Origin of the sequence: Alteromonas gracilis (assembly GCF_002993325.1) — a bacterium.
GTDB lineage: Bacteria > Pseudomonadota > Gammaproteobacteria > Enterobacterales > Alteromonadaceae > Alteromonas > Alteromonas gracilis.
In genome coordinates this window covers 124,217-145,208 of the sequence record NZ_PVNO01000022.1, presented here as the reverse complement: position 1 = coordinate 145,208, position 20,992 = coordinate 124,217, and the positions used below count along the sequence as shown (strand labels likewise).

Below are 20,992 nucleotides of genomic sequence, written 5' to 3'. Positions count from 1 at the left end.
TTCAGAGGCTTGCGATTTATTCAAAATACTGAACAAAGAAGCGCGATGCGAGCACCGCGTAATGCGCTCTGGTTATCACAGTATCTGGCGCAAAGCGCGCAGTGATGGTTGGCACAATGCTAAATGGACTTTGCTCTACACCGAACTCAGCATTAATCAGTGACAAGGTAAGGGCTAGCTGCACGTAGCCTTTCATGTCAGCTGGAATGCTGTCTTGGTCTTCTAGCACGATTTGCTCGCCATTATAGTCAACAACGATATCGGCGTTGGGATCGAAGCTTAGCGCTGCTTCCTCAAGGCCCAACATTTGAACAAGTGAATAAGCAATATCTAACTTGGTAACACTTGCAAATGGGTCTGCGCTGCCGCCAACACTTCTTAGAACAGGTGCTTGGTTACGAAGCTTGTCTTTAAGCGCACCACCTTTAACCATGACCGATTCTACAAACGCTTTATCAAAACCAGGTACTGAGCCGATGTTAGGGCGCTCTTCGTTTAATAGGTCGCGGTACTGTCTTACCGCTCCACCCATCACAGCATAGCGTGCAAAGTCTTTGCGTTTTAGACGCGCATCTGGAGAGAAACCGCGATTGTTAATGGCATCCATAAGTCGCTCGCTAACAGCAAATTCAATGGCGTTTTGCTGAGGGTGGCCCTCTACATCGTCCATACCTTCAAAGCCACCACTATTTTCGAATGATACAGTAACGTTAAAGGTCTCAGGCAGGCCAGGGCCGTTAGTTAAACCTAGTGGATCAGCTTCCACACCAGATAATGACGTCAAGCCGTATACATAAACACCCCACGTACCGGGCATTGCTGGCGCAGCAACTCGCATGGTAGTGGTTAGCACAGGAGTGGTGAGATTGCCGCGATATTCCGTACCATCAGGAGCAACCAATACCAATTTAGTAAGGTTAGCAAGCGTGTCTGCCGAAGCTTTGACGAGTACTTCCTCGGTGCCTACTTCAAACTCAACGATTTCGGGAGCGCCGATGGGGGCATAAAACACATCAAAGTTTTCTACACGTTCACTGGTAGAAACGAGAGCATTCGCCTTAAAGCTTTTTTCAACAAGATTGTTGACTGTAACCTTGTGGTCCAAATCTTCATTGAGGGCTGCTGCCACTGCTGAACGAGCGTTTACATACCCAGCACCCACCTCCCATCGCTCATACCCTGGCATATTGGTTGCTGTTTCTTGAAGTAACCGCTTGATTGTGAGGTTGTCTAAGTTAGGGTTAGCCTCAAGCATTAACGCGATAATGCCTGAAACATGTGGTGTTGCCATTGAGGTGCCAGAAATCATCGTGTAGAAGGGGATGTTCTGTGGCTCAATTGCACCTAAATCAGCATCTCCGCCGTTTGCTGCCGCGTTCAATACTGCGCGAGTGGAAATAATATCTACACCGGGGGCAACGATCGTTACGTCGTTAGTATATGTCCAATCAGTGCCATCTGGCATAGTAAAGTCGCCAGACTCGCTTTTAAGTCCACGAGATGAAAAATTTGCTAGCTTGCCAAACTTATCACCAGCACCAACTGAGATGCCCCACGGAATTTGCGCATAGGGGTTATGCGAGTCTTCGCCTGGACCACTGTTACCTGCTGCAAAAACGCTAATCATCCCCATGGTGTGCGCTTTGTAGCTTGCCAGCGATACCGGGCCTAATGGCTCGTATTTTCCGCTGGAACCCCACGAGTTACTAATAACCTTGATAGGATTATCGAAGGTGTACTGCTTACTAATTGCGTAATCAAAGCCACCAATCGTATCAAGTAGTAAAACTGCGGCGCCTGAACCATATCCAACAATATCTGCATCCGGCGCCGCGCCTTTATGCTTGCCGCCAGACAACACGCCACTACCCGCGATGGTGCCCGTAACATGAGTGCCGTGCCCAGAGTTGAGGTCGGTATTTACTTGGTTAGACAGAGTAGGCCCAGTAACGCCTACGATTGAGAGCGCGCCAGGATTTAAAATTGCTTGAACATTATCGACTACCGTATCACCAAAGAAATGGTCTTGGTGAGATGCATCAATACCCGAATCAATAACCAGAACAGTTGAACCTTTACCCGTGAATTCGAGGTTGTTTCGCGAGACGAAGTCCTCTCCTTGTAAATCTGCAACGCCAGTAATTTCGCGCGCATCGGCATTAAATAATTCCATTTTTCGGTTAGCAAAAACGGAACGTACACCATCAAATTTTGCGATGGCTTCAATTTGTGCTTTGGTGGCAACGACACCTATTATTGGTAAATTTTTAAACTGAACACCCTCAGTGATGCCTAAGTTTAAAAGTTGAGTAATTTGCGACTCAGCTAGTGGTGACATTTGATCATAAGTCACAACAGCCATTAGAGATTCGGCAGGTGAAAGCGTCATCAGTTTGTCTGCCATTTGAGAACCAATGTACGCATCAGCAAGTGTATAAGCTGATGGACTTGCAAGCATAGCAGCAGCTAACGTAGATAGGGCGAACTTCTTCATATTCTTCTCCAAATTCATGAGGCTGCGCTTTCACTTGGTACAAAGAGAATATTGCCTACAATATTTTCATAAGCACCTTCGACCGCGTTTTACGTTATTAGGTTTATAACGCTTACATCACGCGAACATCATAAGGTGGGGTCGCAGCAAAGTACGACTTAATAGTGGCGGTTTGAATGGCTCTCGAACATAGGGGTTTCACCCTAGTTTTTTAATTTTTTATAGCCAGTAAGAAATCACTACGAATGTTTAATTAAAAATGTCATCTGCCGCACCTATATTGGAGGCATTAAGTAAGGAAGCAAAAGAAAATTGTTTTCCACCTTTCTTTCCAAAGGTGTCGGCTTTTCGTCTGTGAGGTGTTTTTCATGAAGTTCGATTCAATAAAATCTCGATTAGTATTGATGACGCTAATCTGTGTCATCGGCATGGGAGGGCTGGTAGCTAGCCAGCATTATTTTACACAGCAACTAATAACCCTCAATCAGCAGCGTGACGTGCTTTTACGCATGGGACAAGACTTGCTTCAAATGCGCCGGCATGAAAAAGACTTTCTCCTAAGGTCAGACGAAGCCTATTTTATAAAATTTTCGCAGCAAGCCGTTTCATTCAATACTCGGCTAGATAGTTTGGTGCCCATGTTCAGTCAGTATGATCTACCAATTACAGATGTGGAAAGCCTGTCGAATTCCATAGAAACCTATCGAGAAAAGTTTCAAGAGGTCGTAGCACTGCAGCGCCAAATTGGCTTAACGTTAAATAGTGGTATTCGCAGCGAAATAACCAACCTAGAGAATCGATTATCTGAGACTGAAGTCAATCGAGCACCAACACGTGAGCTATTTGGTGATTTGCAGCTAGCAACTCGCAACTTTCAAATAACCCAAGAAGCGGTTTATGCTCGAGAAATTGAAGAACTCAGCACTCGCTTGGTGTCGATGTTCGACGATGATCAAAATCTGAATGCGACGCTTCAACGATATCAGTCTGCGCTTTCGGCTTTGGTTAACAACTACTTAAGGTTCGGTTTAACTCATAACGATGGACTACGCGGTGAGTTTAGACAAAGCGCTCATAACGTTGAGAACCAACTTAAAAGTGTTGATAACGCGCTTCAACCTCTTATTGAACAACAGGAAGCTCAAGTACGTATCTACGGTTTAGGCATTGCCGCGCTCACATCTGTCGTATTAATTCTGGTTTTAATCAAGAGTTTTGCGACATTTCATCGGGCTTTTGTTAACTTTCTTACTTTCTTTTATCGCTGCAGGCGTGAGTATCAAAAAATTGATACCAGAAAGTTAGGGTTTGCAGAATTAAAATCACTTGCTGAACTGGCAAACGAGATGGTCGAGTCAAAACGAAATATTGAGGCGCGATTAGCCAGTGTTGAAGCCGAGTTGGCCAATAAAAAAGCATCATAGTACCTAGTAGGGACTTTGTTGCACCAAGCGATCAGCTCGATATTGCATTAAAAAGGTATAAGTAAAATGAAGTTTAACCGTTTGGGAACGAGCGATTTACAAGTGTCAGACATATGTTTGGGCACTATGACTTGGGGTATTCAAAATACTCAGCAAGATGCTGACGAGCAATTGGCCTATGCGTTAGATAAAGGCGTGAATTTCATTGATACCGCAGAAATGTATCCAGTACCGCCAAACGTTGATACCTACGGCGACACAGAGCGTGTTATTGGAAATTGGCTTTCACGCAACGCGTCCAAGCGTAAAGACATCATACTGATGACTAAAATAGCCGGCAGCGGACTTAAGTATATTCGCAATGCGGGTCCAATTACTTCTGGCGCGATTGCCAATGCGTTAACGTACTCTTTGGAACGTTTGAATACAGATTATATAGACGTTTATCAACTTCACTGGCCAAACAGAGTTACCCCTCACTTTGGTAAACATTGGCCGGATGGCGCAAATCCAACAAAAACCGATCGTGAGAAAGAACTCGACGGTATGCGAGATATCCTAATGGGGATCAAGCGCGCCCTTGATGAAGGAAAAATTAGGCACTGGGGGCTGTCGGATGATACGCCTTGGGGAATTCACGCTTTTCTTATGCTCTGTAAAGAGCTTGATATGCCTTTGCCCGTGTCTATTCAAAACGAGTTCAGCCTACTTCACGCGAAGGATTGGCCGTATCTCATTGAAATGTGTGAGCTTGAAAATATTGCTTATTTACCATGGTCGCCACTGGCCACGGGTATGCTAAGTGGTAAATATCAAAACGGTGCGCGCCCGGAAGGGAGCCGATGGACATTAGCTCAGCGTATGGGATTATTCAGAGATAAACCGCCTGCGCAAGCTGCCACTGCTGAATACATAAAAATTGCTCAAAAAGCTGGTGTGACGCCCTCTCAACTTGCTTTAGCCTGGTGTAAACAAGTACCCGGTGTTACTTCTACTATCATAGGGGCAACAACAATGCCTCAGCTGAAAGAAAATATAGAAGCGTTTGATATGGATTTGTCTCAAGAGACGTTGAAGGCTACTCATGACGTACTGCGCCAATATCCTATGGGTTTTTAGGCCCGCATAAGTTTCGGGCTTCACCCTTGTTGTTTAGATGGTGCAAGGCCGCTATAAAAGACATAGTGCAAGTTGAAGGGCTCGAATCTTTTTAGCCCATCTTTTCGCAAAAGTGGCGGGCGTTTCCCGTCATTTTTGTGTCACACGTTGGTAATACTATGGGTTTTTCTGTCATAACTTGTACCCATTATTAAATGATTGACCCACAGATAATTTCCGCCAGTTCATTAGAAAAGAACAACAACTGGCAACGATGGCTTCTTCTTATTTTACTTGTTTATGTCATGCTACTTGCCGTAAGTATGATTGGCAGCGGTTTTAAATATGCGGCTGGCGAGCAAGCGCGAGAGCTTTTCAACTTCGCTTCAAACCCTATCATGGGCTTGATTATCGGCATGGTGTCTACCGCTTTAATTCAGTCTTCAAGCACGGTTACTTCGATTATTGTTGGAATGGTTGCTGGTGGATTACCTATTACCATTGCCGTGCCCATGATGATGGGCGCAAATATCGGAACCAGCATCACAAATACACTGGTAAGCCTTGGGCACGTTGCGAAAAAAGAAGAGTTTCAGCGGGCTTTTAATGCCGCTACCATCCACGACTTTTTCAATGTTTTATCGGTGCTAATATTTCTACCGCTTGAGATGGCGTTTGGCATTCTAGAGTATTTAAGTGGGCAAGTTGTAGCGCTTATTCACACTGGGGAAGCGTTAGGAGTAAGTGGGTTTAATCCCATAAAGGCAGCCACACAGCCCGTAACAGATTTAGTTTCTCAATCACTTCAGTTTTTGCCGTCGGTTTATCCGGGCATCGTCAAAATCCTTTTGGGTATTGCACTTATCATGGTTTCAATCACCTACATGGGCAAAATCATGAAATCGCTTATGGTGGGCAAAGCTAAGGACCTATTACATAAAAGCATTGGGCAAGGCCCCATATCAGGTATTACATCCGGCGCTCTGATGACGGTTTTGGTTCAGTCATCATCTACCACCACATCGCTCATGGTGCCTCTGGTTGGTGCTGGCGTTTTGAAAGCCCGTGAGATATATCCTTTCACCCTGGGGGCTAATATCGGAACGTGTATCACTGCGTTAATTGCTGCCTTAGGAGTAGTGGGTGTAAATAGTGGGTTCGCTTTGCAAATTGCACTGGTACATCTTATTTATAACGTACTTGGCGTAACGCTTATTTACGGTATCCCTGTTCTGCGAAATATCCCTATTAACTTGTCGTATCAGCTATCAGTTCTGGCAGCGGAAAGGAAAGTGTATGGTGCGGCCTATGTCGGTGGACTTTTCTTCGTCGTTCCATTGGGTATTATCTTTACGACTATTTAGTCCCCAAAAAGCGGGTTTTCTGAGTGGCAGGGCATAGCTTTTTACTTAACAGATAAAGAAAACCGGCGCTTCTTACTGAAGAAGCGCCGGTTTTTTTGTTACGTCTTAATTTTCTTAGAATGCGTATTTCGCTGAGACTTGGAAACGGTTCATGTCGCCTTCAAGGCCTGATTCAACTTCTCGTTTTGCGAAAGCGTATTCGGCACCTACGGTTAATGCCTTAGTTGGCGAATATAGGTAGTTCACACGGGTGCTATATGTGCTTTCGGTGGTAGCCAAGCCAGTTAGCGATACATCATTGTCAGCTTCAAAGGCCGAGAACATAATGCTACTGCGCGCCTTATCGCTCCACTTGTGGCGATATGCAATGCCGTAGCCTGTTGAGTCGATAGCTTCGAGGTCACCGCTTTCGTTAAGAACAGCGCCATTTACAGCATTAAGCGCTGAATATCGGCCTAGACCGCTACCGGTATTGAATGTAAAACGGATATCATCGCCGTTCGACAGGTTGTATTTACCTGTCACTGACACACCAAAGCTGGTTTCGTCAGCATCAATGCCAGCGGCATTGTCATAAGAAAGCTGTCTAACTAAGCCCGCAACCTTTACATAACCCCAGTCCTGTTTTGACGTATATGCCGCGATTAAGTCAGGGATTGCGTTGTCGTCACTGGTGATACGGCCGCCTCCACCGAATGGCGTTATGGTAGATTCCGGGTTTTCTAGTGCAATTTGAAGGCCGCCGTTGGTATATCTCAGCATGACTTGGCGTCCGAACGTTATGCCGTCAGTTGTACCAATAAAGTCGAGTGATTCAGGCAGGGCACCTACATCCATAAACGTGGTCCAGGTTTGGCCTACCAACCAGTTTTTGTACGTTATATAGGCGTGGCGAACGCGTGGTACGTAAGAGTTACTAATACGCTCATCACCACCACTGGTAACAACAAAATCAAGTTCAAACACACCGTTTATCGTATCGCCTTCTTCTGTCGGCGTAGACGTTGCGAAACGGAATCGTGAAGTTCGAATATGTGCATCAAATTGTGGGTCTTCGTCAACGCCACCAACAGGAGTTAGTGAAGGGATGTAAAAGTCTCGGCCAACGCTACCCGAAGCAATGGTGCCGTCTGAGTAGTCACTGACCATGGCGTCAACTTTGACATAGCCTGTGAATTTCACACTTGTATCGCCGATCGTTGCTGCTTGTGCTGCACCGCTTGATGCTGCTAGGCACAGCGCTACCGCCGTCGCCGTATTTTTTATTTTAGCTTTCATCGTGTCTGTTCCAAAAGTGGTTAAATAAATGTAAATTCAACGTTAACATTACTGATTGTGTACGTATTATCGCAAAATTAAATACGCCTATGGTCGCATAAGACCATAGTCGTAATACTTTTCCGTAATACTTGACGCTTAGCACCTAAGTAGGGTGTTGCTAAGACCAAAGTCTCATTTTGCTTTGTGCTTGAATGGCTAGAGTGTTTCACCATACAACAAGAATTTTACATTATTGATATTGGAGGCAATCCTTATGAGCGCCAGCAAGACTTATCCTGTACCTGAGAACATTCTTCAGTCTACCCACCTCAATGCATCGCAATATGACGCGATGTATAAACAGTCAGTAGAAGCGCCGGAAGCGTTTTGGGCGGAACATTCGTCTATTCTTGAGTGGTATCAAAAACCTACGAAGATCAAAAACACGTTTTTCGGCGAGAATGATGTCTCAATAAAGTGGTTTGAGGATGGTGAACTAAACGCTAGTTACAACTGCATCGACCGCCACTTGGCTAAGAACGCCACTAAAGTCGCCTTCCATTGGGAAGGCGACTCTCCAGAAGATAGTCAAGATATCACTTATCAACAAGTGCATTATGAAGTGTGTAAATTAGCTAACGCGCTTAAAGGAATGGGTGTTGAAAAGGGTGACCGCGTCGCTATTTACATGCCGATGGTACCAGAGGCGGCGTACGCTATGCTGGCGTGTGCCCGAATCGGCGCTGTGCATTCGGTCATATTTGGTGGTTTCTCACCAAATGCGATTGCTGATCGCATTAATGACAGCAGTGCTAAAGTTGTTATTACTGCCGATGAAGGTCGTCGTGCGGGCAGAAGCATTCCATTAAAAGCGAATGTAGATAAAGCCTTAGCAAACGGCGCGTGTCCATCCATTACTCATGTCGTTGTTCACAAGCTAACGGGTGGCGATATCGATTGGAACGAAGAGCATGATGTATGGTGGCATGACGCCATCGAGGATATGTCAGGTCAGTGTGAACCTGAAGTGATGAACGCCGAGGACCCACTATTCATTCTTTACACGTCAGGGTCTACGGGCACACCTAAAGGCGTTGTTCATACAACCGGTGGCTACCTGCTTTATTCTGCAATGACATTTAAATATGCATTCGATTATAAAGATGATGATATTTATTGGTGTACCGCTGATGTGGGCTGGATCACAGGTCATAGCTATATGGTGTATGGACCTATGGTTAACGCTGCATCTCAAGTATTTTTTGAAGGGGTTCCTACCTATCCTGATGTAAAACGTATTGCTCAGGTCGTTGAAAAATATAAAGTAAACAGCCTTTATACCGCCCCAACGGCAATTCGCGCGCTCATGGCCCATGGTGATGTGCCAGCAGAAGGGTGTGATTTGTCTTCCCTTCGTTTACTCGGTACCGTCGGTGAGCCAATTAATCCAGAGGCGTGGGAGTGGTATCATCGTGTCATTGGTAAGGGACGTTGCCCTATCATAGATACTTGGTGGCAAACCGAAACGGGGGGTCATATGATTTTACCTCTGCCGGGCGCTACGGAGTTAAAACCAGGGTCCGCAAGTCGACCATTTTTCGGTATTCAGCCTGCCTTATTTGATGCCGATGGCAATGAATTGGAAGGTGCAGCTGAGGGCAATCTAGTTATAAAAGACAGCTGGCCAAGCCAGGCCCGCACCGTTTATGGTGATCATCAGCGCTTTATAAACACTTACTTCAGTGCATACAAGGGCGTTTATTTTACCGGTGACGGCGCGCGCTGTGATGAAGACGGTTACTATTGGATCACAGGGCGTGTAGATGATGTACTGAACGTATCAGGGCATCGCTTAGGTACCGCTGAAATTGAAAGTGCGCTGGTCGCCCATCCTAAAGTCGCTGAAGCGGCAGTAGTCGGGTACCCTCATGATATCAAAGGGCAGGGGATTTACGTTTACGTTACGCCTAATGAAGGTGTTGAGGCTGACGAAGCACTAACCAAAGAGCTTAAAGCCTGGGTACGCCAAGAGTTAAGCCCTATCGCTACCCCTGACATGATCCAGTGGTCTAATGGTTTGCCCAAGACTCGCTCGGGTAAAATCATGCGCCGCATCTTACGTAAGATTGCTGCCAATGAACATGAGCAGTTAGGCGACACGTCTACATTGGCGGATCCGTCGGTTGTTGATACACTGATAGAGGAACGTCTAAATAAATAAGCATTAAGGGCACAGACAATGATAACTCTTCTGATCGCTGATGATCATCCGCTGTATCGCGATGCACTGAGAGGCGCTTTGTCCTTGTCTCTGCCAGCCTTGACGCTTAAAGAGGCTGGCGATTTACCTACTACTGTCGATATTCTCAATAACGAGGATATCGACTTATTACTTTTAGATTTGCATATGCCGGGCAGTAATGACCTGTTTGGCCTTTTGCATATCCGCAAGCTTTTCCCCGATCTTCCTGTTGCCGTAGTGTCAGGTACAGAAGACACGACACTGATTTCAAAGATTATTAGCGTTGGCGCGCTCGGCTTTATTCCTAAAACCGCGAGTGCCCAGGATATTGCGAACGCCGTAGAGGCGATTTTAGATGGTGATGTTTGGCTACCGGATAATCTCAGCGACAATGTCGATGAAGTTGATGAAGCGTTCTCTGAGCTTGCAGATAAAGTAGCGTCACTAACGCCTTCTCAATACAAAGTTTTATGCTATATGCGGGACGGACTGTTAAATAAACAAATAGGCTTCAATTTAGATATAGCCGAAGCAACAGTAAAAGCGCATGTAACTGCCATCTTCAAAAAGCTTGGTATTAATAACCGGACTCAGGCTGTCCTCATCGCTTCTCAGCTTGAACTGGAGCCACCGACTCACTAGCGTTGAACTGTTGAATTGTTTTGGTCGCAGTAAACTCTGGAAGAAATTTTTCAAGGGCAATACGACTAGGTTCGCTTAACAGCGGGTTTTGAATTTTTAGTTCAGTGCGGCCATTGAGCATCGACATACCGTGTCGAAAATTATCCTGAGAGAGCAGAAGTTCCTGAAACCTTCCTGATTCAAACATGATAAGCAAGCCCTCAGCAATTCGGTTAGCTAACGCGTGATTGTCGCTTCTTACAAAGAAGAAAATAGGGCTTGGATAGGAAATAATAAGGTTGTCGTCTATGGCAAGCCCTCGAGTTAGCTTTTCATCTTCAAACTCTTCTCTAATTTCCATTACACTGCGCGGAAAGATGTCGGCAAATCCTTCAGAGACAATACGAAAGGAAGCGCGGTAGGTCGTTTCTAAAACCGGCAGGTCATTAGCGCGAAAGATTTTTGTATCAGGCCAGTCGTAGCCAAGAACTGTTCTGAACGATTTGAGCTCTTCCAAGGTTTTAACGTACTTAAGGCGCTCATCTCCCTCTTTTACAAAAAGCGCACGCTTCCCGAAAAGCCCGGCCATTATTGGTATGCGGACAGGAAGAAACTGGCGTTCTCTTTCCGTTGACGTTACGCTCCAAGTGACATCTAACAGGTTGTGTTCAAGGCTACGTAATTGGCGTTCTTGCGCCGACTCTTGACCACTAACCATAATCTCGAAAGTACCGTATTGAGGTTCTGTAACCAGAAGCGCTTCAGTCAGCAGCGTTTTAGCGTATGCATATACACTGTCTCTTCCAGGGTGAACATTAGGCAAACGAATTAGGGTATGGGGTAAGTCGTTATTTACTTTATTGAATGCTGGCTCTGTCGCGTGAGCACAAGAAAGCGAGAACGCGCTTAGCAGTGGTAACACTACACCTAAAATTATTGCCCTAACGTCCATATGTGTTATCTCATGCGGTCGACGCACGCCTTGTTAAGAGAGGCTTCATCATTACCTTTGACCTGGCTGATGACTTTTAATCCTTCCCCGTAAGCAGAAAATCATATTCGGGGTCTACAATAAATTGCCCGCTCATTGCCTCGCGACCCAGTAACATAAGATAGGTCATTTCCGAGCGGTCAGTGAGGGTTAACTGAATATCCCACTGATATCCGTCCATTATTATAGGCGTAATTATCACATATCGCCTCTCTCGTGTAGCGGTTGAGCTTTTTACTCGCTTTTGGCCTTCTACACGGGCTTCTCTTCGCACTACGCGATCAACGTTATGAATATCAGGGTGGATATCAAATTTAATCCACAGCTCGCCGTCTTGCTCAAATTCTTCGATATTGTCTACGTGTAGCGAAGAGGTTGCCGCCCCTGTATCTACACGCACATTTAAATCTGTAATTGCAAGCTTGGGTAAATCGCACAGCTCTACTGCACCGACAATTTTCTTTTTGTTCATCAGTTTATCTACCAATTTTATAAAATAGGAGCCTGCTCTAGTGGCAGTAAATTATCCTGTAGTAGTTCCACATGTTCTGCAACCGTATCTGGCTCTGAGAAGTACGCAATGTGATAAACCGCCTCGCCTTCTTGCGTTAGCGGTATATTTTGTTTACCAATAACCACGCCCTCTGCCGGGCTCTCTAAACTGTCTAAATAGTTACCGAATGGGTCTGCAATAATTGCAAGTTTGTCACCTTTCTCTACGTGGTCACCCAGCTGTGCTAAGTGGGTTACAAAGCCGCTTTCTGGCGCTCTTACCCACCCACTTTGTCTGGCGATAAACCGCTCAATGTTATGGCCTTTACTTCGGCTTTTATTGAGCATGCCCAAGTGGCGCATGGTGTTTATAATACCCCTTACGCCGGCACGAATAGAAAACTCATCATAGCGCAGCGCTTGCCCGGCTTCATAAAGCAATATTTTAACGCCACTTTCACTTGCCGCTTCGCGTAAAGAGCCATCCCGTAATTCTGCGTTCAAAAGTACGGGAACACCAAATGCTTTGGCCATTTCTAGGACATCTTCGTCGTCTAAATCTGCACGAATCTGAGGCAGATTGCTTCGATGTATAGCACCGGTGTGCAAATCAATGCCCACATCACATTTACTTACGACTTCTTTAAAAAATAAATTCGCTAATCGTCCGGCCAAAGAGCCTTTTTTGCTGCCTGGAAAACTGCGATTTAAATCTCGTCGGTCAGGTAAATAACGAGATTGGTTGAGTACGCCGTATACGTTCACCATTGGCACCGCGATAAGGGTTCCTCTTAAACGCTCTATAGCTTTTGAGCGGATAAGCCGTCCCACAATTTCGATGCCGTTGAGTTCATCACCGTGAATGGCAGCGCTGACAAACATAATTGGGCCAGGGCGCTTACCTCTTTTCACAAAAACGGGAATGCTCATATTGGTCGCCGTGTACAACGGCGGCATTTCCAACTCAATCTTTTTTGTTTCGCCAGGGGCAATGGTTTGACCCCCAATTGTTAAAACATCATTTACCACTAACGTTTCCCATATCTTGTTTTTTCACAGCAAAAGTTTAAAGGCTAGCCTCTGCCACGGGTTTTCGTTTTATGGGGCTCAGCGCTTTTTTCGATAAACTCAATGATCATGCTTGCTACGTCTTTGTTGGTTGCTTTCTCGATACCTTCTAAGCCAGGAGATGAATTTACTTCCATTACCACTGGCCCGTTATTTGACCGCAAGATATCTACACCACAACAGTTGAGCCCCATGGTCTTAGCCGCATCTACAGCCGTTTTGCGTTCAGCAGGACTTAGACGTACTAAGCTTGCCTGTCCACCGCGATGAAGGTTAGAACGAAACTCTCCCGGTGCTGCTTGGCGTTTCATAGCGGCAACCACTTTCCCGCCCACTACGAAACAACGAATATCTGCGCCGCCCGCTTCTTTTATAAATTCTTGTACCAATATGCTGGCGTTTAGCCCCATAAAGGCTTCAATAATAGACTCAGCAGCTTTTTGTGTATCAGCAAGTACAACGCCGATACCTTGGGTGCCTTCAAGAAGCTTTATCACTACAGGGGCACCACCAACAGTTTTGATGACATCATCAATTTTGTCAGGGTGGTGGGCAAAACCCGTTCTCGGCATTCCAATGCCTTTGCGTGAAAGAAGCTGCAGCGAGCGAAGCTTGTCTCGTGAGCGACTAATCGCGACTGACTCGTTCAGGCTGTAAGTGCCCATCATTTCAAACTGACGCACGACGGAGGTGCCGTAAAAACTCACAGAAGCGCCGATTCGAGGAATAACGGCGTCGTAATAAGGAAGTTTTTTCCCATGGTATCGTACAGACGGTCGCGCACTTGTGATATCCATGTAGCAATGCATGGTGTCGATGACGTCAACCTCATGCCCGCGAGCCTGTCCAGCTTCGACTAAGCGTGAAGTAGAGTAAAGACGAGGATTTCTGGAAAGTATTGCAATGCGCATTATAAAAAGCCTGTAGTTTGTGTTTTATTTGTCGTTAAGTCGACATGCCCTATAACACGTTAGAACGCGAAGATAGATTAGACAAGTCATTTTTGCGCGCATAGTAATGTATGTGGTAAATAGAGTCTTACGAATATTTCTTGTTGTGGCGATTGCTTTTAATGCATGAACTTGTGTTTTATACCAGTCCGCATAGATAATTACCCACTCAGCGAGCGTTAAAATGTTCGTAATCGCGGCGTGTTACCGAAGGTATAGTGGTTCTACATCAAGGTGACACAACAAAGAGTACGGACATTTTAAACTCGCCCTTCGGGAAGGTCTGGCAAGCTTCCTAGCTTCATTCTGGGAATTTGAAAGGGAACAACCATTCCTGCATTCCCACGCTTCGCTAGGAAACTTGCCAGCGCCTTCTGAGTGGGTAATTATCTATACGGACTGGTATTAGTCACGTTAGCATTGTTGAAAGACCGTCTTTAGGTCGTAAAAAGCTTAAGTTTCAGTATGCTATAAGTAAAAATAAGAGAGGGGTTAAATTGATGAACGAGTGGTGGCATGCGTTTTTGACGTGGTTGACTCAGTACCAGTCAAATGTCGTGTGGAGTGGTCTGGCTTTACTATTTTATTTAGCGATGTCTCGCAAGCTTCTGCCCAAATTAGAAACCAATATTGAAAAATCTAAGCTGAAGTCTAGTAGCGCGCTCAAGGGGCTGTTCGCCGCACGCGTGATTGTAGCGACTGTTACTGTTGCACTGTTGCTGCTTGCATGGGGCATTGATTTCTCAGGTTTACTGGTGCTCTCAACGTCTATTATTACGGTAACAGGCGTCGCACTCTTTGCAAGCTGGTCGCTTATCAGCAATATCACTGCGTATTTCATTTTACTAACTAACGTTGCCTATCGCAGAGGCAACTATGTGCGTATTCTCGATGGCGATAACTATATTGAGGGCGTAATCGCCGATTTAGGGCCGTTCAGCACCCGATTAGTTACCGCTGACCGCGAAACGTTGATGTACCCCAACAATTTAATTCTAACCCGACCTGTGTTACTCAACCCTAAACAAAAATGGGGTGCAATGGGAAAAGTGGTGGCTAAATCGAATGTTGAGTCACCCGTTACGAAAACCGACGACAGCAAGCCTCATGAAGAGTTGCTATAGTCGGTTTAGGGCTTTCCTAATAGAAAGTTAGCGTAACAAGGCAGAACTACACGTTTTTTGCTTCTCTGATATAGCGGGTCATACTTTGAAGCAGAGCCCGTAGTTTTGCCGGTTTAAGGGGTTTAGCTAAAAAATTAACTCCCTGTGCTTTGCATTGGGTTACCAAGCTTTCATCTGGTGTTGCTGTGATTAACGCCGCAGGCATTACTACATTTAACCGATGTCTAATCTCTTCGATAAGTGCTAGCCCATTTTTCTCACTATCGTGACTGAGTTGGTAATCCATTAGAAGAATTTGGGGCTGAATGGTTTCACATATTTTAAGGGCATCATCCCAATTATTTGCTAGCACAACATTAATTCCCCATTTTTGTAATAGCGTTTGCATCGCGTCCAGGTTTTCCCTTTGGTCGTCCACACAAAGAACATCCATGCCGGTAAATGTCGTGGAGCGGGGCTTGCTTGTTTCGCTCGACACTACTTTAGATTCGGCTTTCGCAAGAGAAAACGTAAAGCAACTGCCTTTACCTATTTGCGACCTTACTTGTATGTCGCTATCTAGCTGTAAACTTAACCGGCGTACTACGCCTAACCCGAGCCCAATGCCGTGTTCTTTGCTCTCGTTAGCGCGGAAAAAGTCGCCGAAAATACTGTCTTTTTTATCGTTGGATATACCAATTCCAGTGTCGAGTATTTTGAAATGAACGGTATTGCCAATCGGTTTGACGACAAATAATACTCTTCCACTTTCTGTATATTTCACAGCATTTGAAAGCAAGTTTTGCGTAATTCGGTAAAGATAAGTCTTATCTGCTCTGACCCAGCATGAGCGTATAATGGCTTTGAACCCCAGCCCTTTTTCTTTTGCTCTCATGGCCATTTCGTCCACGAGAGGAGAAAGAAGAGTGCGAACATCGATAGACTCAAAGTCAGGTTTCATTTCACCCTGGTCTAAGCGTGCAATATCTAACAGTGTGCCAATAAGGGTTTCGCTAGAGGTTACGCTATGCCCCAACTTTTGAATAATAGCGTGGGCTGACTCTGAAAGTTCTTGTTCTTCTAGAGCGCTGACATAAAGCTTGGCAGCGTTTAGCGGTTGCAGTACATCGTGACTGGCCAGAGCAAGAAAGCGGGTTTTACTTGCATTAGCGTCTTCAGCTGCTTTTCGCGCTCTTATTAGTTCCTTCTCAGCTTCTGAGCGTCGTTCAATTTCAAGACGCAGTTCGGCGTTTATTGAATGCACTTCTTCAGTACGTTTTTTAATTCTGGCCTCAAGGTCAATATTCGATTCTTCAAGTGCCTGCTGAATTTCTACGTGGCCGGTTATATCGTTGAAGCTTGTTACAAAGCCTCCCCCGGGTAAAGGGTTGCCTACCATTTCGATAACGCGACCGTCTTTACGCTGGCGAGTAAAGCGGTGGGGCATGCCTGACCTTAGATGGCTAAGGCGCTTTTCCACTTCTCCATCGACATTATCGGTACCAAACTCTCCCTGAGATGCATTGTATCGTATGAGTTTTTCGATAGGCGTACCGACAGCCAGCAGGTTATCAGGGTAGGGATAAAGGTTCGCGTATCGTTTATTCCAAGCCACCAGATTGAGGTGCTTATCTACAACGCTAATGCCTTGATCCATATTCTCAAGCGAAGTTAATAGCGCGGTCATGTTAAATTGCATGGCCTGAGTGGTATCGTCAAAGAAGTTAATAACTTCTGTAAAATCCATTTTTTTACCACGCAATGCACTGTCTAGCAGTACTTTAGCGCTCGATGCGCCTATCACTCCACCGAGAGCCCGCTCACAAAAAGATAAAAATGACTCGTCAGGAGTACTGTCGTGGTCGAGATTGCAGTGATTTAACTGCTGGTATTGTCCAAGCAGTTGTTTACAACGACCTGTACCCATAAAGGTTGAAAGTAGGGTGACAAGGTCGGATACGGTGACACTAATAGTTTGCGTTTTTACGGTATTGTTGCCAGAGATGGCCGGAGAAACAAAGGCTTCGGCCTGTATGCGGTCGATAAGACGCTGAGGCGCGAAATGTGAAAAAAGAATATAAACAAAACTATTTGCCGCTAAGCTAATCATTGCCCCTTGGCTAATTAGCTCATTTTGTTCCAGCTGGGAGACTTGTTCACTCACAATAGGAAGTACTAGCCAGAGCACCCAGATAACCAAGCCCACCATCAGACCAGCATACACTCCGTGTGCATGAGCCCGCTTCCAGTAAAGCCCGCCAACAATGGCAGGCATCAGTTGAATAACCAGGGAGAACGCAATTAGTCCGATGGAATGAAGAGAGCGACTGCTCGTCATTTGTTGATGGTACAAAAATGCCATCAGCAAAATAAAGGCAATGACAATCCGCCGAATTAAGCGAATTTTTTTCGATACGTCTTTCTTGTCGTCGGTATTTCCCGTGAACGCCAAAATGCGAGGAAGGATGACATCGTTGGTCAGCATAGTACTAAGGGTTAGTGTTGCTACGATGATCATGGCCGTTGCTGCAGAAAGGCCGCCTACAAATACAATAACTTGGAGCAGGGCTGATTCTGAAAACATTGCCAATGACAACACATAAGAGTCGGGCTCTATGCCTTGTCCTGCAAATATTGATTTACCGGCAATAGCAATGATAGGGATTACTGCGGAAATCACCGCAAGGTATAAGGGAAAGAGCCAGCGTGCGGTTCGTAGGTGCCCTAAGCTTAAGTTATCAATGATTGCCACGTGAAATTGTCTTGGCAAGCAGACAATAGCTGCTGCTGCCATGATGGTCTGTGCGATAAAGCTAAACGAACCAAATTGGGCTAACGCGATTTCGTTAGTGAAGCTTTCAAAAAATGGCCCAGTTTGAGTGCGTTTCCACGCGCTGTAACCAACAATGGCAACAAGAACCAATGCCAGTAATTTTATTGTCGATTCAAAAGCAATGGCCAACATTAAACCACGGCGGTATTCCGTTACATCAGTTTGCCGTGTACCAAAATAAATGGCGAAGGCTGCGATAAAGCCCGTTGCGGCAATAATGATGCCGTTGCTGTTAGGTTGTTGTGTCAGCAATTGGAAGGTGGCGCCTACGGCTTTCAATTGAAGTGCAATGTAAGGAATAGTGGCAAGTAGCGCGATAAGTGTAACAACTAGCGCAACAGTCTGACGTTTACCGTAGCGCGAGGCGATAAAATCAGAAATGGTGGTAATGTGCTGCTTTTTGCTAACGAACGTAAGTTTATAAATAAACTTGTAACCTAACACGTAAACCAGGATAGGCCCCAGCATGATCGGAAGATAAATCCATGTGTCTCTGCTTGCTTGGCCCACCATGCCAAAGAATGTCCACGCGGTACAGTAGATGGCAAGAGCTAACGAATAAATCGCAGGGTGAGACGTCAGCGCTCGCGCGGTGGGCGAATTTTTTTCTCCCCAGCTTGCTAGTGAAAAAAGCAAGAAGAGATATAAAACAGCAAGTGTGACCCAACCAAAAACCATAAGATTCCTTTAACGAGGTTTTAACAACTGTGTTGTTATTATAATCATTTCGACCATAGTCTACCTACGACCATGGTCTCATTTTGAATTTCACCTTCCAGGTCTAGAGTAATACGCAAGCTCCTAAGTGCTTGACTTTGCTGCTGGTGATTGTTTTTAGAAAATTGCCATTTTAGCAGCAATAACGTTAACAAAGCCGGGCGTTAGGAATATGTAAAAACATAACAATCAATTAACCTGATGTGAGGGTGAAACAATGGCATTTAGAAACGAAGAGGACAAGAAAGCGTATTGGAGCGAAAACCTCGCTCTACTCGCTAAGCTGTTAGTCGTTTGGTTTATCGTATCATTCGGCGCCGGCATTATTTTTGTCGATATCTTAAATGAAATCCAATTTTTTGGCTTTAAATTAGGCTTCTGGTTTGCACAACAGGGCTCAATTTATGTATTTGTTGCATTGATCTTTGTCTATATGGCGAAGATGAACGCCATGGATAAACGCTACGGCGTAGATGAGGAGTAAATCATGGACGTTCAAACATTAACGTTTATTATCGTTGGCGGATCGTTTGCGCTATATATCGCAATTGCAATTTGGGCTCGTGCAGGGTCAACCAATGACTTCTACGTAGCGGGTGGCGGTGTGCCTCCGGTCATGAATGGTATGGCTACTGCGGCAGACTGGATGTCGGCTGCATCGTTTATTTCGATGGCAGGTCTCATTTCTTTTATGGGGTATGACGGTGCGGTTTACCTAATGGGGTGGACAGGCGGTTACGTATTGTTAGCCTTGTGTTTAGCGCCTTACCTGCGTAAATTCGGCAAATTCACAGTGCCTGATTTTATCGGCGATCGTTACTACTCTCAAACTGCACGTACGGTTGCCGTATTCTGTGCAATTTTTGTTTGCTTCACCTATGTCGCCGGCCAGATGCGTGGCGTGGGCGTAGTATTCAGCCGATTCTTAGAAGTTGATATTGTAACGGGCGTAGTCATCGGTATGGTAATTGTGTTCTTCTACACCGTATTAGGTGGCATGAAAGGTATTACCTATACACAGGTAGCGCAGTATTGCGTAATGATCTTTGCCTATATCGTACCAGCGGTATTTATTTCAATGATGGTTACAGGTCACATCCTGCCGCAAACTGGCTTTGGAGCAACGCTTGCCGATGGCTCGGGGATGCACATGCTGCAAAAACTTGATAACTTATCCGTCGAACTTGGGTTTAACGAATACACATCGGGCACCAAAAGTACTATCGACGTATTCTTCATTACCTTTGCGCTTATGGTAGGTACTGCGGGTCTTCCTCACGTAATTGTTCGTTTCTTTACCGTACCTAAGGTACATGATGCGCGTAAATCTGCAGGTTATGCACTAGCGTTCATTGCAATCTTATATACAACAGCGCCTTCGCTTGCCGCATTTGCTCGCGTTAATATGATTGAAACCATCAATGGTCCAGAGATGACAGGTACCAGCTATGAAGAAGCGCCATCTTGGATTAAGAATTGGGAACAAACGGGCCTTATCGTTTTTGAAGATAAAAATGGCGACGGTAAGATGTTCTATTCGGGTGATGAGCGCAACGAAATGAAAGTTGACCGCGACATCATGGTATTGGCTAACCCCGAAATTGCAAACTTACCAGCTTGGGTAATTGCACTCGTGGCAGCGGGTGGTGTGGCAGCAGCCTTGTCTACCTCTGCGGGCTTATTGTTAGTTATCTCAACATCTGTGTCTCACGATCTGTTGAAACGAAACTTTATGCCAAATATTACCGATAAAGCTGAGCTTATGTACGCACGTCTTGCGGCGGGGGTTGCCATTGTTATCGCAGGCTACTTCGGTATCAATCCGCCCGGCTTTGTTGCACAGGTGGTAGCCTTTGCCTTCGGCTTGGCGGCATCAAGCTTCTTCCCAGCAATCATCATGGGTATCTTTAGCAAGCGCATGAACGATAAAGGTGCCATTGCCGGGATGATTTCAGGTATAGCGTTCACTGCGGCTTACATCATTTACTTCAAGTTTGTAAACCCAGCAGCGAATACTCCTGACAACTGGTGGTTCGGTATTTCACCGGAAGGTATTGGTACGTTAGGTATGATGGTTAACTTCATTGTAGCTTTCCTAGTGTTCAAGGCTACCGATGAAGCGCCTGAAGAAATTCAAGAGCTAGTAGAAAGCATCCGCTATCCAAAAGGCGCGGGTGAGGCATCAGCTCACTAGTTTGACACAGCCTAACGTTAGGCGATAGCAAATCGAAACCAACCTATTGGCGAAAGTGAATAGGTTGGTTTTTTCTTTTGGCTCTTTCTTTTATTTTTGGGGCGAGATCATCTTTGCTGCGTATGTGGGCTAAAATTTACG

Annotated in this window: 15 protein-coding genes; 8 read left to right on the top strand and 7 right to left on the bottom strand. The window is 45.4% G+C overall.

Annotated features, from left to right (window positions below; translation table 11 throughout):
* Positions 1-16: 16 nt before the first annotated feature.
* Positions 17-2,494 carry a S8 family peptidase gene (locus C6Y39_RS06175; RefSeq protein WP_105930446.1) on the bottom strand — a complete coding sequence of 826 codons (2,478 nt, stop codon included), beginning with the start codon at positions 2,492-2,494 and terminating at the stop codon, positions 17-19.
* A 368-nt stretch (positions 2,495-2,862) separates the two neighbouring features.
* On the opposite strand from C6Y39_RS06175, the gene C6Y39_RS06170 reads away from it, so the two are divergent.
* From C6Y39_RS06170 to C6Y39_RS06160, 3 genes are all read left to right on the top strand, one after another.
* The gene (locus C6Y39_RS06170) at positions 2,863-3,918 is read left to right on the top strand and encodes a chemotaxis protein (RefSeq protein ID WP_105930423.1); all 1,056 of its coding nucleotides are present in this window, start codon (positions 2,863-2,865) and stop codon (positions 3,916-3,918) included.
* Positions 3,919-3,984: 66 nt separating this feature from the next.
* Complete coding sequence (locus C6Y39_RS06165; protein ID WP_105930422.1) at positions 3,985-5,037, top strand: aldo/keto reductase; 1,053 nt, start codon at positions 3,985-3,987, stop codon at positions 5,035-5,037.
* A gap of 194 nt (positions 5,038-5,231) precedes the next feature.
* Complete coding sequence (locus C6Y39_RS06160) at positions 5,232-6,380, top strand: Na/Pi symporter (protein ID WP_105930421.1); 1,149 nt, start codon at positions 5,232-5,234, stop codon at positions 6,378-6,380.
* Between the two features lie 114 nt (positions 6,381-6,494).
* Here the strand turns inward: C6Y39_RS06160 and C6Y39_RS06155 are convergent, their stop codons facing one another.
* Positions 6,495-7,658: a DcaP family trimeric outer membrane transporter gene (locus C6Y39_RS06155; RefSeq protein WP_105930420.1), complete on the bottom strand. Its 1,164-nt coding sequence runs from the start codon at positions 7,656-7,658 to the stop codon at positions 6,495-6,497.
* A 256-nt stretch (positions 7,659-7,914) separates the two neighbouring features.
* Between C6Y39_RS06155 and acs the strand changes: the two genes are divergently transcribed.
* Entirely contained in the window at positions 7,915-9,861 is a 1,947-nt protein-coding gene (gene acs, locus C6Y39_RS06150; RefSeq protein WP_105930419.1) for an acetate--CoA ligase, read from the top strand.
* Positions 9,862-9,879: 18 nt separating this feature from the next.
* Complete coding sequence (locus C6Y39_RS06145; RefSeq protein WP_105930418.1) at positions 9,880-10,524, top strand: response regulator transcription factor; 645 nt, start codon at positions 9,880-9,882, stop codon at positions 10,522-10,524.
* On the opposite strand, the gene C6Y39_RS06140 is transcribed toward C6Y39_RS06145, so the two are convergent.
* The 4 genes from C6Y39_RS06140 to rimK all read right to left on the bottom strand — a co-directional run bounded on the left by C6Y39_RS06140 (position 10,484) and on the right by rimK (position 13,965).
* Positions 10,484-11,455 carry a type 2 periplasmic-binding domain-containing protein gene (locus C6Y39_RS06140; RefSeq protein ID WP_105930417.1) on the bottom strand — a complete coding sequence of 324 codons (972 nt, stop codon included), beginning with the start codon at positions 11,453-11,455 and terminating at the stop codon, positions 10,484-10,486. The two genes, C6Y39_RS06145 and C6Y39_RS06140, sit on opposite strands and share 41 nt — an antisense overlap.
* Before the next feature lie 76 nt (positions 11,456-11,531).
* Positions 11,532-11,966, bottom strand: a complete 435-nt coding sequence (locus C6Y39_RS06135; RefSeq protein WP_105930416.1) for an ATP-dependent zinc protease family protein — start codon at positions 11,964-11,966, stop codon at positions 11,532-11,534.
* A gap of 17 nt (positions 11,967-11,983) precedes the next feature.
* Entirely contained in the window at positions 11,984-13,015 is a 1,032-nt protein-coding gene (locus C6Y39_RS06130; RefSeq protein WP_105930415.1) for a succinylglutamate desuccinylase/aspartoacylase family protein, read from the bottom strand.
* A 44-nt stretch (positions 13,016-13,059) separates the two neighbouring features.
* A complete protein-coding gene (gene rimK, locus C6Y39_RS06125; RefSeq protein ID WP_105930414.1) occupies positions 13,060-13,965 on the bottom strand; it encodes a 30S ribosomal protein S6--L-glutamate ligase in 906 nt (301 codons plus the stop codon).
* Between the two features lie 539 nt (positions 13,966-14,504).
* Between rimK and C6Y39_RS06120 the strand changes: the two genes are divergently transcribed.
* Entirely contained in the window at positions 14,505-15,128 is a 624-nt protein-coding gene (locus C6Y39_RS06120; RefSeq protein ID WP_105930413.1) for a mechanosensitive ion channel family protein, read from the top strand.
* A gap of 46 nt (positions 15,129-15,174) precedes the next feature.
* On the opposite strand, the gene C6Y39_RS06115 is transcribed toward C6Y39_RS06120, so the two are convergent.
* Entirely contained in the window at positions 15,175-18,618 is a 3,444-nt protein-coding gene (locus C6Y39_RS06115) for a PAS domain-containing hybrid sensor histidine kinase/response regulator (protein WP_105930412.1), read from the bottom strand.
* Positions 18,619-18,874: 256 nt separating this feature from the next.
* Here C6Y39_RS06115 and C6Y39_RS06110 point away from each other — a divergent pair, with 256 nt between their 5' ends.
* Both C6Y39_RS06110 and C6Y39_RS06105 read left to right on the top strand, forming a co-directional pair.
* Positions 18,875-19,141 carry a DUF4212 domain-containing protein gene (locus C6Y39_RS06110; protein ID WP_105930411.1) on the top strand — a complete coding sequence of 89 codons (267 nt, stop codon included), beginning with the start codon at positions 18,875-18,877 and terminating at the stop codon, positions 19,139-19,141.
* Positions 19,142-19,144: 3 nt separating this feature from the next.
* Entirely contained in the window at positions 19,145-20,851 is a 1,707-nt protein-coding gene (locus C6Y39_RS06105; protein ID WP_105930410.1) for a sodium:solute symporter family protein, read from the top strand.
* The last annotated feature ends 141 nt before the right edge of the window (positions 20,852-20,992 follow it).

Excerpts from the sequence above, each read along its gene's own strand:
- C6Y39_RS06175 (WP_105930446.1), bottom strand. The coding sequence starts at position 2,494 with ATGAAGAAGTTCGCCCTATCTACGTTAGCTGCTGCTATGCTTGCAAGT.
- C6Y39_RS06170 (WP_105930423.1), top strand. The coding sequence starts at position 2,863 with ATGAAGTTCGATTCAATAAAATCTCGATTAGTATTGATGACGCTAATC.
- C6Y39_RS06165 (WP_105930422.1), top strand. The coding sequence starts at position 3,985 with ATGAAGTTTAACCGTTTGGGAACGAGCGATTTACAAGTGTCAGACATA.
- C6Y39_RS06160 (WP_105930421.1), top strand. The coding sequence starts at position 5,232 with ATGATTGACCCACAGATAATTTCCGCCAGTTCATTAGAAAAGAACAAC.
- C6Y39_RS06155 (WP_105930420.1), bottom strand. The coding sequence starts at position 7,658 with ATGAAAGCTAAAATAAAAAATACGGCGACGGCGGTAGCGCTGTGCCTA.
- acs (WP_105930419.1), top strand. The coding sequence starts at position 7,915 with ATGAGCGCCAGCAAGACTTATCCTGTACCTGAGAACATTCTTCAGTCT.
- C6Y39_RS06145 (WP_105930418.1), top strand. The coding sequence starts at position 9,880 with ATGATAACTCTTCTGATCGCTGATGATCATCCGCTGTATCGCGATGCA.
- C6Y39_RS06140 (WP_105930417.1), bottom strand. The coding sequence starts at position 11,455 with ATGGACGTTAGGGCAATAATTTTAGGTGTAGTGTTACCACTGCTAAGC.
- C6Y39_RS06135 (WP_105930416.1), bottom strand. The coding sequence starts at position 11,966 with ATGAACAAAAAGAAAATTGTCGGTGCAGTAGAGCTGTGCGATTTACCC.
- rimK (WP_105930414.1), bottom strand. The coding sequence starts at position 13,965 with ATGCGCATTGCAATACTTTCCAGAAATCCTCGTCTTTACTCTACTTCA.
- C6Y39_RS06120 (WP_105930413.1), top strand. The coding sequence starts at position 14,505 with ATGAACGAGTGGTGGCATGCGTTTTTGACGTGGTTGACTCAGTACCAG.
- C6Y39_RS06115 (WP_105930412.1), bottom strand. The coding sequence starts at position 18,618 with ATGGTTTTTGGTTGGGTCACACTTGCTGTTTTATATCTCTTCTTGCTT.
- C6Y39_RS06110 (WP_105930411.1), top strand. The coding sequence starts at position 18,875 with ATGGCATTTAGAAACGAAGAGGACAAGAAAGCGTATTGGAGCGAAAAC.
- C6Y39_RS06105 (WP_105930410.1), top strand. The coding sequence starts at position 19,145 with ATGGACGTTCAAACATTAACGTTTATTATCGTTGGCGGATCGTTTGCG.